At 26.2% G+C, this 14,089-nt stretch carries 15 protein-coding genes; 13 read left to right on the plus strand and 2 right to left on the minus strand.

Translation table 11 applies throughout. The features are described 5' to 3' along the window. Positions 1 to 90 precede the first annotated feature (90 nt). Both BLS77_RS01180 and BLS77_RS01185 read right to left on the minus strand, forming a co-directional pair. Complete coding sequence (locus BLS77_RS01180) at positions 91 to 633, minus strand: DUF2812 domain-containing protein (protein ID WP_175490727.1); 543 nt, start codon at positions 631 to 633, stop codon at positions 91 to 93. Further along, positions 620 to 955, minus strand: a complete 336-nt coding sequence (locus BLS77_RS01185; RefSeq protein WP_423231019.1) for a PadR family transcriptional regulator — start codon at positions 953 to 955, stop codon at positions 620 to 622. The genes BLS77_RS01180 and BLS77_RS01185 overlap by 14 nt, the downstream gene beginning before the upstream one ends. A gap of 429 nt (positions 956 to 1,384) precedes the next feature. Here BLS77_RS01185 and BLS77_RS01190 point away from each other — a divergent pair, with 429 nt between their 5' ends. The 13 genes from BLS77_RS01190 (at position 1,385) to BLS77_RS01250 (ending at position 14,065) form a co-directional block, all read left to right on the plus strand. After that, complete coding sequence (locus tag BLS77_RS01190) at positions 1,385 to 1,744, plus strand: nucleotidyltransferase domain-containing protein (protein ID WP_089965001.1); 360 nt, start codon at positions 1,385 to 1,387, stop codon at positions 1,742 to 1,744. Beyond that, positions 1,722 to 2,141: a HEPN domain-containing protein gene (locus BLS77_RS01195; protein ID WP_089965003.1), complete on the plus strand. Its 420-nt coding sequence runs from the start codon at positions 1,722 to 1,724 to the stop codon at positions 2,139 to 2,141. Before BLS77_RS01190 ends, BLS77_RS01195 begins: the two co-directional genes overlap by 23 nt. A 76-nt stretch (positions 2,142 to 2,217) precedes the next feature. Then, the gene (locus tag BLS77_RS01200; protein ID WP_089965005.1) at positions 2,218 to 3,249 is read left to right on the plus strand and encodes a PocR ligand-binding domain-containing protein; all 1,032 of its coding nucleotides are present in this window, start codon (positions 2,218 to 2,220) and stop codon (positions 3,247 to 3,249) included. A gap of 326 nt (positions 3,250 to 3,575) precedes the next feature. Continuing rightward, the gene (locus BLS77_RS01205) at positions 3,576 to 4,718 is read left to right on the plus strand and encodes a glycerol dehydrogenase (RefSeq protein ID WP_089965007.1); all 1,143 of its coding nucleotides are present in this window, start codon (positions 3,576 to 3,578) and stop codon (positions 4,716 to 4,718) included. A gap of 290 nt (positions 4,719 to 5,008) precedes the next feature. Continuing rightward, positions 5,009 to 6,568 carry a P-loop NTPase family protein gene (locus BLS77_RS01210; protein ID WP_089966477.1) on the plus strand — a complete coding sequence of 520 codons (1,560 nt, stop codon included), beginning with the start codon at positions 5,009 to 5,011 and terminating at the stop codon, positions 6,566 to 6,568. 33 nt (positions 6,569 to 6,601) lie between these two features. Then, positions 6,602 to 6,985: a type VII toxin-antitoxin system MntA family adenylyltransferase antitoxin gene (gene mntA, locus BLS77_RS01215; RefSeq protein WP_089965009.1), complete on the plus strand. Its 384-nt coding sequence runs from the start codon at positions 6,602 to 6,604 to the stop codon at positions 6,983 to 6,985. Then, positions 6,978 to 7,415 carry a hypothetical protein gene (locus tag BLS77_RS01220; protein ID WP_089965011.1) on the plus strand — a complete coding sequence of 146 codons (438 nt, stop codon included), beginning with the start codon at positions 6,978 to 6,980 and terminating at the stop codon, positions 7,413 to 7,415. Before mntA ends, BLS77_RS01220 begins: the two co-directional genes overlap by 8 nt. Positions 7,416 to 7,696: 281 nt before the next feature. Continuing rightward, the gene (locus tag BLS77_RS01225; protein WP_242873905.1) at positions 7,697 to 9,217 is read left to right on the plus strand and encodes a glycosyltransferase family 39 protein; all 1,521 of its coding nucleotides are present in this window, start codon (positions 7,697 to 7,699) and stop codon (positions 9,215 to 9,217) included. Further along, positions 9,204 to 10,067 carry a decaprenyl-phosphate phosphoribosyltransferase gene (locus BLS77_RS01230; protein ID WP_089965013.1) on the plus strand — a complete coding sequence of 288 codons (864 nt, stop codon included), beginning with the start codon at positions 9,204 to 9,206 and terminating at the stop codon, positions 10,065 to 10,067. Before BLS77_RS01225 ends, BLS77_RS01230 begins: the two co-directional genes overlap by 14 nt. Before the next feature lie 11 nt (positions 10,068 to 10,078). Next, positions 10,079 to 10,702, plus strand: a complete 624-nt coding sequence (locus BLS77_RS01235; RefSeq protein ID WP_139164801.1) for an HAD-IB family hydrolase — start codon at positions 10,079 to 10,081, stop codon at positions 10,700 to 10,702. A 101-nt stretch (positions 10,703 to 10,803) separates the two neighbouring features. Next, entirely contained in the window at positions 10,804 to 11,076 is a 273-nt protein-coding gene (locus tag BLS77_RS01240; RefSeq protein WP_207648670.1) for a nucleotidyltransferase domain-containing protein, read from the plus strand. Between the two features lie 291 nt (positions 11,077 to 11,367). Next, entirely contained in the window at positions 11,368 to 12,060 is a 693-nt protein-coding gene (locus BLS77_RS01245; RefSeq protein WP_089965020.1) for a response regulator transcription factor, read from the plus strand. After that, on the plus strand, positions 12,035 to 14,065 hold the full coding sequence (locus BLS77_RS01250; RefSeq protein ID WP_089965021.1) for a HAMP domain-containing sensor histidine kinase: 2,031 nt from the start codon (positions 12,035 to 12,037) through the stop codon (positions 14,063 to 14,065). The genes BLS77_RS01245 and BLS77_RS01250 overlap by 26 nt, the downstream gene beginning before the upstream one ends. Positions 14,066 to 14,089 lie beyond the last annotated feature (24 nt).

Consider the following 14,089-nt stretch of genomic DNA (forward strand, 5'->3'; position numbering starts at 1 on the left):
AGTACTTAGCCGCTAGATAGGTATTTAAAAGGTAGAATTCTTTGTGCAAAGCAGGGAGTTCTACCTTTTTTTACTTTGTTCTATTATTCCTTAATCATTCATTGAATTTTTTCTTATTCTAAAAAAGTAACTAATAACTCTATAATATAAAAACAAGTAAACCAACAGCATAAAAATAGGAATAATAATATAGACATCAGCATCTGAATTAATATCGCTTTGTATAATCTTAATACTCATTAGTATAAATGGAATCAAAAATGCACTATAGCGAATAAAGAATTTTCTAGCAAGGTTATACTTAATATCGTAGTCAGTATAAATATTAGGCTTTTCTTCATTAGAATTATATTCTTTTGCCCAAATATATCTAGTAGTAAGAGTATCATCAAAGGAATAAACCAGTTTCCAATTATCATCTCTATAAAGTTCATAGTAGCCAGCCGTAGTTTCACTATGACAATCGGTGCAATATCTAATATGTTTTGGGGTACCTTTAACAAAAGTAAAAATACAACCAAGGAAACCAACTTTCACAAGATTATAGCCTTTAAGTTCCATTTTCTCAAGGTAATCTTCAATTAAGTCCGGTGAATAACACCATCCAAATTTTAATCTCCTAATTTTCTTCATTTTTAAAACACCCCTCATACTTAATAGCATTATTGTTTAATTCTTTAATTCTTTCAATTTCTTTTAGTAATAGGGCTTTACCTATAGTAGTTATTTCATATATTGTTTTTCTATCCTCATCAGCGTAAATAGTTATTATATTAGCTTTATGCATCTTAGATAAAGTTCCATAAACAGTACCAGAACCTAGTCTAATTCTGCCTTCAGTAATTTTATCAACATGGACTATAATTCCATAGCCATGTCTAGGCTCTGTTAAGGAAAGTAGTATATAATAAGCAGTTTCACTCATAGGGAGAAAGGCTTTTAGTATTTTTTCCAAGGATAAGGTCACCTCCTATGTCACGTTATGACATATCATATGTTGACTATATCACAACGTGACTTAGTATTCAACAGTTATTTCAATAGGTTTGATCCAAATAATATTATTTGTTTTAGGATGCCTTAATGAATTAAGCAAAGAAATTGGTGATAAGCAAATATTTGAAAAATTAGCGAAGATGCTGTTGTATATTATTGGAGTAGAAGAACTGTTCAAAAATACAGACATAGTGGTACAATATAATTTTAGTAGGCAGAGTTGAATTTTTTAATTATAGGGAATATAATATTAGCTATACTATATTCATGTTGATCTATTACATTTTCAATTTCCTTTAAAATTTAGCCTATATAAATAAGCCTATTTATAGTTTTTCTCCTAACTTCTAAATCTAAGTAAATATATATAATAAAGGGGTATAATATCTTGAAAAATTATAGTGAATTTATAAAAGTAATTGATTGTATAAAAGATAGTTTGACATCTTGTGAACTATCTTTCATAAGGCACTCTTTAGTTTATGGGAGTGTATCTAAAATGGTTATACATGAGGAAAGTGATATAGATTTATTGCTTTTAGGAGATGAACCAAAATCTATAAAATTAATATCTATGATTGGAGATTCATTAGATAATAATAATAAATCATCTATACTAATAGATTTCAAATACTACAGTATGAAAGAGTTTCTAGAACTCAAGAATAGTAATCTATTATTGAAATCCATAGAAAAGGATTGTAAGGAATTGGAGGAGTTAAGAAATGAATTATTACGATTTTGCTAAAAAGAATTTAAAGTCAGCAGAGACTATGAATAAATATACAGATGAATATGATGTTATAGTAGTAGACTGTCAACAATATCTAGAGAAATCATTAAAATATTTATTGGAACTAAAGTGTGGAGAGTTAACTAGAGTACATAAGTTAACGGTAATAACTAGTAAATTAAATATAGAAGAATTAAGTAAACATGAGGATATTTTCAGAAAAATACAGGATTATTATTTTGATAAAAGATATCCTGGAGATAATTATTTAGAAACATCTAAAGATGAATGCGCAGAAGTATTTAAATTCACAATAAGCTTAAAACCATTGATAGAAGAGCTAATATTAAAATATACCATAGAGGAAATATCTAAAGATAATAGTGGGATTTTTGACAAATTGATAAAATAAAAGAATGAAAAAATCTAAGAATCTTTGGTCTGTTATTTATTTTACGATGCCTAAGATAATGGGGAGATGAAAAAACCTGAAAAATGAAAACTTAAGTTTAAATAAGATAATTGATTTAAAAAAATGGCAGAAATTACAGGATTCTATTGCATTAGTTACTAAGACTGCAATAATTACAGTTGATTATAAAGGGAATCCAGTTACTGAACATAGTTCTTGTCATAGATTTTGTGAAGAAGTAAGAGCAGATTCAGATATGGTAAAATATTGCGAAAAGTGTGATTCAAGAGGTGGGTTAGAAGCTATACGATTAAATGAACCATATATATATTTATGCCACTATAATATAGTAGACGTCGCTATACCTATAATTATTGATGATAAATATATTGGAGCAATTATGGCAGGTCAAGTAAAGTTATCAGATCCTAATGAAACTAAAATACTAGAGCAAATAGTAACAACGTCAAATAAAGATTTGGCTAATAAGAAATTAGAGGATTTAAAAGGGTATTATGAACAATTACCACTATTATCCTATGAAAAAGTTAAAGAACTTGCAAATATGTTAAGTTATTTATGCAATTATTTAGTTGAAGAATCAATAGAGAAAAATTTAATTTTACAAATGTATGAAAAGTCACTGAAAAGTGAAGTGGATTCTAATGCATTGATAGGGTATCCAGTAAAAAATATTGAAAATGTAAAAAAACAAATATCAAATGCTATAATAGACTCTTATATTATAGAAAAATCATGTGATGAGGGTAGAGAAGTTTTGGTAAGTACAACTTTAAAACCAGCTATAGATTATATTTATAATAATAAAAGTGAAAATATTTCAGCAGAAAATATGGCTAATATTTGTCATGTTAGTCAAGGTTATTTTAGTAGGTTGTTTAAAAAAGAAACTGGAGAAAATTTTTCGATTTATTTGGCAAAATTAAAAATTGAATGGGCTAAGAATCTGTTAGAAGAAACAGATATGCATGTTAATGAAGTTAGCCAAGAACTTGGATTTAGTGAATCAGGATATTTTATAAAAATATTTAAAAAGTATGAAGGGGTTACACCATCTATTTATAGAAAGTATTTTAAGAAAATTTAGGCAATAATCAGGTATCTAAATAGAAAGTCATAATGCTAAGAAGTTGTCTCTTTAAGTGATGAAAAATCATTTGAAGAGACAATTTTTTTATTATTTATATTAAAAAAAGATATATTAGGGAAATATAGTTTAAAAACGAAATAATCTGAAAAGTATAAAAATTACGATAATATAGTTTTATGTCAAAATATTACGGTCTGAAATCATAATATTTTGACATATTAGTCCAATGCGTAAAAATGAAAACGATATTATAATAAAGACAAGTTAAAAAACAAAAAAGTCAAAAGTAATAAATTTAAATAATACATAGAGGAGAGATTAATATGAGAAAAGCATTTATTTGCCCAACTAAATATGTTCAAGGTGAGGATGAATTATTAAATCTAGGTTATTTTGTGAAAACATTTGGAAAGTCAGGACTATTAATTGCCCACAAAGATGATGTGGCACGTATTAAAGAAAAATTAGATATAACTTCTGAAAAATTTGGAATTACTTTTGTAGAAAGTGGATTTAAAGGTGAGTGTTCAAGACAAGAGGTGGAGAGATTACAACAAATTGCTAAAGAAAATAAATGTGATTGTATAATTGGGCTTGGTGGCGGTAAAGCAATTGATACTGCTAAATGTGTTGCAGAAGGTGATGCACTAATTATTGTTCCAACTATCGCAGCTACAGATGCACCAACAAGTCATTCAGCAGTTTTATATACACCAGAAGGAGCATTTGATGATTATGCTTATTTCAAACAAAGCCCTAGTGTAGTACTTGTTGATACAACAGTTATTGCAAAAGCACCTACTCGTTTCTTAGTTTCGGGAATGGGAGATGCATTATCAACATACTTTGAAGCAAGAGCAACATCAAATTCATATTCAAATGTAAATGCAGGTTTACCTTGTGGAGTTCGCGAAGGGGTATGTGGATCAGCTATAGGAACTAACACAGCACTTGCACTTGCTAAGTTATGTTATGAAACTTTAATGATGGATGGAGTAAAAGCAAAAGCAGCTTCAGATTGCAATTTAGTAACACCAGCTTTAGAAAATATTATAGAAGCAAATATTCTTTTATCAGGACTTGGATTTGAAAGTGGTGGACTAGCAGGAGCACATGCAATTCATGATGGGTTAACTATTTTAGAAGGTACACATAAATATTTCCATGGTGAAAAAGTTGCATTTGGAACAATAGCACAATTAGTATTAGAAAATTCAAAAACAGAAGAAATAAATGAAGTATTAGATTTCTGCTTAGAAGTTGGACTTCCTGTTTGTTTAGAAGATATAGGAGTAGATAGTATTACTGATGCAGAACTTATGGAAGTTGCAGAAAAAGCATGTATAAAAGAAGAATCAATACATTCTATGCCATTCCCTATAACAGCACAGGCTGTTGCAGCAGCAATTATTACTGCAGATAAAATAGGAAAAAATCATAAGATAAAAAGAGCTATAACTAATTAAAGTTATCCAGATGCAAGAGCAAATGGAGTAGATATAATATTAACAGAAATTTCAAAAGCAATAAAATAGTATATTAAAATAAATGCATGCAGTGTAATAATCTGTATGCATTTTTGATTTTAAAGATTATATTTATTTTGTAAAATAGCCTTTTAAATATGATATTTTATACAGTAAAAGGATTCTTAACTTTTTATGTTGAAATGCATTAGAGGCATTTATATATTAGGTTGTTTAAAATATGGGAATTGGATATAATATTAATAAAGAGATGGAAAGATGGTGAATATATGAATAAAAGGTTTAACACTACAGGTACATGCATACCAAAGAAACATTATATGGTTAATATAGAGAATAAACTTAAGGCAATTGAAAAATTAGTACATCAAGGTGATTACTTTATTATAAATAGACCTAGGCAATATGGAAAAACTACAACTATGTATTTATTAACTCAAAGATTACACAATGAATATTTGGTAATAAAAACAAGCTTTGAAGGTATAGGAGATGTAATATTTAGTAGTGAGGAAAATTTTTGCAGAGATATACTGGATATATTTGCAGATAGTTTAGAGTTTGTAAATGAAGAAAAAAGTGAAGAATTAAGAGCATTAGGTACTAATCTAAAAAGTCTAAAAGAGGTTTCAAGGGCTATTACTAAGTTTGTAAAAAATAGTGACAAAGAAGTTATACTTTTAATTGATGAAGTTGATAAATCAAGTAATAATCAATTGTTTTTAAGCTTTTTAGGCATGCTTAGAAATAAATTTTTATTAAGCCAGGAAAATATAGATGCTACATTTAAAAGTGTTATATTAGCTGGTGTACATGATATAAAAAACTTGAAACTTAAAATAATAGGAAATGATGAGAAAAAGATGAATAGTCCATGGAATATTGCGATTGATTTTAATATAGATATGAGTTTTAATCCTTATGAGATAAAAACTATGTTAGAGGAATATTGTAGTTTAAATAAATTAGATATGGATACAGCTAAATTAAGTGAAAATTTATATTACTATACTAATGGATATCCATTTTTAGTAAGTAGATTATGTAAGATAATAGATGAAGATATATTGAAAAATAAAATACCTTGGGAGTTAAATCATATAATTAAAGCTATTAAGTTAATATTAAAAGAAAATAGTACTTTGTTTGATGATTTAATTAAAAATTTAGAAAATAATATGGAGCTTAACAATTATGTATTTGATATAGTTTTTAATGGGGAAAATAAAGTATTTAATATACATAATCCTCTAATTAACAGAGGTACTTTATATGGAATATTTAAAGAAGAAGATGGAATAGTTAAAATTAGTAATAAGATATTTGAACAAGTAATATACAATTACTTCATTTCAAAATTAGAAAATAATACAAGTAATATAAAGAATTATAATTTTAGAGATAATTTCATAAATAATGATGGTAGCTTGGATATGGAAAAAATATTATTTAAGTATCAACAGTTTATAAAAGAGCAATACTCTCATAAAGATGCAAAGTTTATTGAAAGAGAAGGGAGACTATTATTTTTAGCCTTCATAAAACCTATAATAAACGGTGTTGGTTTTGATTTTAAAGAAGTTCAAATAGCTGAAGAAAAAAGACTAGATGTTGTTATAACTTATAATAATTTTAAATATGTAATAGAGCTCAAAGTTTGGTATGGACAGCAGTATCATGAAAAAGGATTAATACAACTAGCAGATTATATAGATAATCAAGATTTAGATAAAGGGTACTTAATAGTTTATAATTTTAATAAGAGTAAAGAATATAATCAAGAATATATAAAATCTAAGGATAAAGGTATATTTGTTATCTACGTTTAGGCATTTAATTTTAATTATGAAAGGTGGACCAAAATGGATTATAAAGCAATATACGAGAAAATTAAAGATTTAATACCAATGGATAAAGTAGATGCATTATATTTATTTGGTTCTTATGCTGATGGCACATATGGAGAAGATAGCGATATTGATATTGGGATTTTTAGTGAAAATTTAAGTTATATAGAGTTGGTAGATTTAGAAGATAAAATAAGTGAAAGACTTCAAAAAGAAGTAGATCTTGTTTGTCCAGAAAAGACAGATACAATAATTCTTAGAGAAATACTTCAAGGAAAAAGCTTAATGGAAACTAGTGAAAGATTTGACGAATGGTTTGAAAGATTTGACCAGTGGTTAGTCTCTGAATGGTGGTTTATACAAATGTGTATAGATGAAAGGTGTGGATTAAATGAATAGGTTAAATATAGAGAGACTAAAATTTATAAGTAATAACTTAAAAGAAATTATTGGAGATTTAGATGAAATTGTAACTATTTATGATAATCAAAACTTAATTATACAAAAGCATTTAGAACAAAGTTTTAGGACAGGGTTTCTTCAATATAAAGAATTACTTGGGAGCTATATGAGTCAATGTCTTAAAACTATTTCTATAAGTGTTAGTAAACTTACATATGTTGATTCTATTGAGTTATGTATAAAAGAAGGTTTTTTACCAAAAGAGGAAATTATATTATATAAAACTTTAAGTAAGTTTAGAAATGATACATCTCATGTATATAAGAAACTACCATTTAAGATACTTCTTCAATTTTATATAGAAAATAGAGAGTTTCTAATAGGTGTAGGTGGGAATATTGATAAAGTAATAAAAAAAATACAATAGTTTGTGCGGAAAAATATAAAATTTTATAACTAATATAATAAAGTAGCCTATTTTAGGTTGCTTTTATTTTTTTGTAAATTATTAAGTTAGAAAAAATAAATACTGATACTAAACTTCATATTTTTGTAAGATTTTTGCTAACTGATTTGTAAGATAAAAATTATATTATAAAGACAAGTGATTATGGTAAAGAAGAATACATAACTAGAGAGAATAGTTTAGTTATGTATTTATACATCACAACTATTTTTAATAGAAAATTATAAAAGGAGAAAATATTAATGGAAAAATTCAGCAAGTATTTGAATTGGTCTTTAAGAATCTTATTTTTTATTGTAATTATTGGAAGTATTGTAGCATTTGGAGTTATTACGTATTTAAATTGGGGTGAAAATAATTCAATAATATCAATTGGATTTTATATAAATGCAATCATATTAATTTTTAGCATTTACTATACATTAAAAAATAAATATAAAAAATCTTTAATCATCATTAGTATAATGATGATTGCTTTAGCCTTAAGGCTATTATGGTTTTATAGTATAGATAGTATTCCTGTAGGAGATTTTAATAGGATGTTTATATGTGCAGGAGAGTTTTTAGATGGTGCTACATACATGTTTGAGGGTACAGCTTATTTTGCAAGGTTCCCACATATGAGTATAACAGTTTTATATTTTGCTTTAATTAGGGATGTTTTTCGAAATTCACTGGAAGCTATAAGGTTTATAAATATTATATTTTCAATGTTTAATGTAATAATATTATTTTTTATATCTAAAGAAATTTTTAATGATGAAGAGAAAAGTATATGGGTGTTATTTATAAGTGCAATATATCCGCCTATGATTATTTATAATAATGTGTATTGTTCTGAAAATATGGCTATTCCATTATTGTTATTAAGTATATTAATGTTTTTAAAATCTTTTAATAATAATAATAGGTCGAAAAACAAATTATTATTTATTTTAGCATCTGGGGTAAGTTTAAGTGCTACACAGATTTTCAGACCTATTGGCTATGTAATTATAATTGCTTATATAATGTATGTTTTTATATATTTTAGAGAGAAAATCAGAATCAAAATAATTATGAATGTATTATTAATAGTATCATTTGCAATACCACTAGCTATTGTCAGTTATACATTAATAGGATTAAACATAACTGAAAATCATCTTTGGAGGGGTGCAGAGCCGCCAAGTGTATCTATGCTAAAAGGTAGTAACATTAAATCAGTTGGAAGATGGAATCAAGAAGATTCGGAAGTTTTTGATAAATATAATGGCGATTATGAAAAGGTAGATATAGCAGCAAAAGAAATTATAAAGGAAAGATTAATTGAAACTCCTAAAATAGATTTGTTGAAATTTTACACTTTTAAATATGGTAGACAATGGAGTATAGGAGATTTTGGTGGAGCATTTTGGGCAGAAAATGGACTGGATGAGGCTTATAATAAAGAAGAATATTTAAATATGATTGGTAAAAATGAAGGTAGGATGTTAATACGGTTAAGTGTAGAAGGCGGAGGTTATATACAAATTTCTTATTTAATAATTTTAGTTCTTTCATATATAGGTTTATATAAAAATAAAAAAGATAGAAATTATAAAATAGATCTTTTATATATTATATTTGGAGGAGTATCTCTTCAATGTTTAATAACAGAATCTCAAGATAGATATGCATATCCATTTGCTTGGATTTTTATAATATTAGCAATGACAGCTTTTAATAGAAGTAAGGCATCTCTAAATATTAATATGAATGGAGAAGAAAATGAAAGACTTTAAATATATAATAAAATTGTTAAGACCTAAGCAATGGATTAAAAATTTCTTTGTTTTTGGAGCAGTAATTTTTTCAAATAATATTATTAATTTTGGAGTAGCAAAAAGTAATATTCTTACGTTTATAGCTTTTTGCTTAATATCATCTACTGTTTATATACTTAATGATATTGTAGATGTAGAAAGGGATAGAAAACATCCTAAGAAGTGTGAAAGACCTATTGCTAGTGGTAAGGTTAGCGTAACTAAAGCTATAATAATAGGAATTATATTAGCTATATTATCATTATTTATAGCAATTAATTTAAAAAAATTAATATTTATTATTATAATTTTATATCTGGTTAATAATATAATTTATTCGTTTAAGATTAAAAATATAATTTTATTAGATGTATTTTGTATATCAATTGGATTTATTTTAAGATTATTAGCAGGGGGAATCGCTACAGGCGTTGAAACTTCTAAGTGGATAATTTTATGCACATTATTTTTATCATTATTTTTAGGGTTTGGCAAAAGAAGAAATGAAGTAATTATTTTAGGGGAAGGGGCAAATGAACATAGAAAAAATTTATCTCAATATACTGTAGAGTTATTAAATCAACTTATAAATATATCTTTAACATGTACAATTATGTCTTATGCTATTTATTCTATATTAGGATCAGTATCAGAAAATTTTATATGGACAAGTATCTTTGTTATTTTTGGAGTTTTAAGATACTATTACTTAATGTATTCTAAAGGTGAAGGTGGAAGTCCAACAGAGTTAGTATTAAAGGATAAGCAACTTGGGGGCTGTATAATGTTTTGGGTTTGTACTTGTATAGTTATTTTAAATATATATTAGGGGGTGAAACAATGAAAAGTACTTTTGCAATTTTTGATGTAGATTATACAATTATAAAGGGTGATTCAATGTTTTTAATGCTGATATTTGGAATTAAAAAAAGACCATTAATCATATTTTATACTCCTATAATTTTAGTTAAGATAGTGTTGGCTTTATTAGGAATTATAGATATAAGAGTAGCAAAAGAAGCTATCTATATTCCACTAAAATTTTTAACAGAGAAAGAGCTAGAGGGATTTTATAATGAAGTATTATTAAATAACCTTAATATTGAAGTTATGAAACGTCTAAAACAACATAAAGAAGAAGGACATCATATTTTATTAGCATCAGCTTCACCAGAAGCATATTTAAGTTGGTTCAAAAAAAACAATTATATTGATGGAATAATAGGCACAAAGATTAAAAAAATAGATGATAAGTATATTAATGAAATCGAAGGTGAAAATTGCAAAGGCGGTGAAAAACTTAAAAGGATAAATCAATATTTAGAGGAAAGAAATTTGGAAATAGATTTTGAAAACTCTTTTGCATACTCAGATTCTTTAGGTGATAAGCCTATGTTGTCATTGGTTAAGAATAGATATAAAGTTAGTAAAACACAAGGAATAATAGGGGAATTTATATGGTGATAAAAATTAGAACTGGTATGATATTAATGTTAATATCAGCATTTTTAACTGCTACAGGTCAATTAATGTGGAAAATAGGTATATAATAATATTAAATTTATTTGTTTGGATCTTATGCATATGGAACTCCGAATGTTGAAAGTGATTTAGATATATGTATAATAACTGATGACAAAAGTAAGAGAAAGCTAGAAATAATTAAAACAATAAGAAAAGCAATGGCCAAAGTGGCAACTATGCCTATTGATATATTAGTTTATTATAGTGATGAATTTAGTGAAAGAGCAAAAAGAAACTACACTATGGAAAACGAAATTTTACTTCAAGGAGTTAAAATTTATGGGGAAGGAAGAGTTATATTTAGAATGGTTTGAATTTGCAAAGAGAGATTTGAAATCAGCTAAATTTTTAATTAATTAACAAGTATAATAAAGTAGCCTATTTTAGGTTGCTTTTATTTTTTTGCAAATTATTAAGTTAGGGAAAAATAAATTTCTAATATTAAACTTCATAGTTTTGTAAGATTTTTGCTAACTGATTTGTAAGATAAAATTTATATTATAAAGACAAGTAATGAGAGAAGAGATTATTATAGTGTATAATTAAGGAATAAAAATAGTGTTATGGGGAAAATAACAATTTTAACAAGTGATTAGGGGGACAAAATGAGTAACGTTTTAGTTGTAGATGATGATAGGGAAATAGTTGATGCTATAGAAATATATTTAAAAAATGAAGGTGTAAATATCTTTAAAGCTTATGATGGATTGGAAGCTTTAGACATTCTGCTATCCAAAGATATTCATCTTATTATTATGGATATAATGATGCCAAAGCTAGATGGATTAAAGGCAACTATAAAAATAAGGGAAGAAAAAAATATTCCTATAATATTAATATCCGCAAGATCAGAGGATTCTGATAAAGTAATTGGGTTAAATTTAGGGGCAGATGATTATATAACGAAACCTTTTAATCCGCTAGAACTTATTGCAAGAGTGAAATCACAACTTAGAAGATATATAACCTTAGGTAATTATAATAATGAAACTGAAGATATATTAAAATGTGGAGGACTTGAGCTTAATTTGCAAACTAAAGTAGTTTTAGTTGATGGTGAAGACGTTAAAATGACAGCTAAAGAAATTAAAATACTTCAATTACTTTTATCAAACCAAGGAAGAGTTTTTCCAACAGATGAAATATACGAAAGAGTTTGGGATGATCCATGTTTTAATGCAGATAACGTTATAGCAGTTCATATAAGAAGAATAAGAGAAAAGATAGAAATAAATACTAAAGATCCAAAGTATTTAAAGGTGGTGTGGGGACTTGGATATAAAATTGAAAAACAATAAAAATTGCAAAATAATACTATTTTTCACAATTATAGTTTCAATAGCATTAATGTTATTACCGCTACGTTGGGAAAATATGTGGTTATACAGTGGGCATAACAAGGAATTCTATAAAAGTGAAGAATTTAATAATTATATAAATGAGAAGTTTAATAAAATCTATTCAGAGGTAGATACAGATTATATATATAGTGATCAAATGGAAGAATTGGGCGATTTATATGCAGAAAAAAATATAGAATATATGTCAGTTAATAATGAAACAAAAGAAATATATACAAATACAAAATATGATAATATTGATGATTTTAAAAAAGAGAAAAAAGGATATGCAGAAATTGAAGGAGAGAGATATAAATTCAATTTAAAGATAGGTGATGAAAATTTTGTTTATGAGAATAAAAAGAATGAGGATTGGATATTAACTATAGATAGAAAAATTAAAGGAAGAAGAATAGTAGATAGAAAAAGGACTGAGGTTAAAGGTAATGATATAAGCACTTATATTGTATTTCCAGAAAATCCAGGAGAGTATGACTATTTAACCAGCATTTACTCAAAGAATATGGTTGGCTATAATATGAAAATATTTATGATTATTATTGGAGCAGTTGGGTTAGTGATGTTTATTTTTACGAGATTTATTTATAAGAAAAGAGGTTATACTGGAATTAATGAAGAAAATAAAATATACAAGCATTACACTAGAATACCACTAGAATTAAAGCTGGTATTTGTTACTATATTAATATTTACAGATAATATAATTAGACTTTATGTCTACACAGATATAAAGTGGGGATGTGAAGATAGGGTATTTGTAGTACCGTTTGCAATGATAAGTAGTATAATGCTCAAAACTATATATATAACTATGATATATATGCTTATCCAAAATAAAAAAGATAAGATTATGATTAAGAATAGTTTTATGTGTAAAATATTAAAATATGGAACAATATATATAAAAAGAATTATTATAGCTACTAAGCAAATAGGCTTAGTTAGAAAAATAGTAATAATCTTTATAATTATTATACTGATAAATATGGGAATATTTATTTTTGATACAGTATTAAATCCATATAGAAATCCTTCTAGGTTGGGCATATTTGTAGGGGTTACTAGCTATATATTATTTACATTATATATAGTAGGTAAATTAGGATATTTAAATGATATTATGGAAGGTGTTAATAAGATAAAGGATGGAGACCTAAATTATAAAATAGAAGTAAAAGGTAATGATGAATTCACAGTTTTAGCAGAAAATATAAATGATATTGGAAGTGGGCTAGAGAATTCTATTGAAGAAAGGCTTAAAAGCGAAAGAATGAAAAGTGAGCTTATAACAAATGTTTCTCATGATTTAAAAACACCTTTAACATCTATATTAAATTATGTGGATTTGCTTAAAAAAGAAGATGTTATGCCAGAGCATTTAAATGATTATATTGAAATTTTAGATCAAAAATCAAAGAGATTAAAAGTTCTTATAGAAGATTTATTTGAAGCAGCTAAGGCTACAAGCGGAACTGTAGAATTAAATATAGAAAAAATCCAACTAAATCAACTTTTAACTCAAAGCATTGCAGAAATGGAAGGAAAGGTAACAGAAGCTAATTTAGATATGAAAGTTAATTTTCCTGAAAATAAAATTTATATAAATGCAGACGGTAAAAAATTGTTTAGAGTTTTTGAAAATCTAATTTCTAATATAGTTAAGTATTCATTAAAGGGTACAAGAGTTTATATAGATCTTTATACTAATGAGGAATATGCATATGTAACTTTTAAAAATATATCAGCATATGAATTAAGCTTTGAGGTTGGTGAAATTACAGAAAGATTTAAAAGAGGCGATGATTCAAGAAGCGAAGAAGGCTCAGGTCTTGGACTTTCAATAGCAAAAGGTTTAGTAGAAATCCAAGGTGGAGAATTTGTTATCCAAACTGATGGGGATTTATTTAAGGCTATAGTTAAATTAGGATTAAGTAAAGATTAGAGAATTAATTAACGAACAGGCGAA

The organism is Clostridium gasigenes (assembly GCF_900104115.1).
In the GTDB taxonomy this organism is placed as follows: Bacteria; Bacillota; Clostridia; order Clostridiales; family Clostridiaceae; genus Clostridium; species Clostridium gasigenes.

Coding starts and splice junctions, on each gene's coding strand:
- BLS77_RS01180 (WP_175490727.1), bottom strand. CDS start 633: ATGAAGAAAATTAGGAGATTAAAATTTGGATGGTGTTATTCACCGGAC.
- BLS77_RS01195 (WP_089965003.1), top strand. CDS start 1,722: ATGAATTATTACGATTTTGCTAAAAAGAATTTAAAGTCAGCAGAGACT.
- BLS77_RS01205 (WP_089965007.1), top strand. CDS start 3,576: ATGAGAAAAGCATTTATTTGCCCAACTAAATATGTTCAAGGTGAGGAT.
- BLS77_RS01210 (WP_089966477.1), top strand. CDS start 5,009: ATGAATAAAAGGTTTAACACTACAGGTACATGCATACCAAAGAAACAT.
- mntA (WP_089965009.1), top strand. CDS start 6,602: ATGGATTATAAAGCAATATACGAGAAAATTAAAGATTTAATACCAATG.
- BLS77_RS01220 (WP_089965011.1), top strand. CDS start 6,978: ATGAATAGGTTAAATATAGAGAGACTAAAATTTATAAGTAATAACTTA.
- BLS77_RS01225 (WP_242873905.1), top strand. CDS start 7,697: ATGGAAAAATTCAGCAAGTATTTGAATTGGTCTTTAAGAATCTTATTT.
- BLS77_RS01230 (WP_089965013.1), top strand. CDS start 9,204: ATGAAAGACTTTAAATATATAATAAAATTGTTAAGACCTAAGCAATGG.
- BLS77_RS01235 (WP_139164801.1), top strand. CDS start 10,079: ATGAAAAGTACTTTTGCAATTTTTGATGTAGATTATACAATTATAAAG.
- BLS77_RS01245 (WP_089965020.1), top strand. CDS start 11,368: ATGAGTAACGTTTTAGTTGTAGATGATGATAGGGAAATAGTTGATGCT.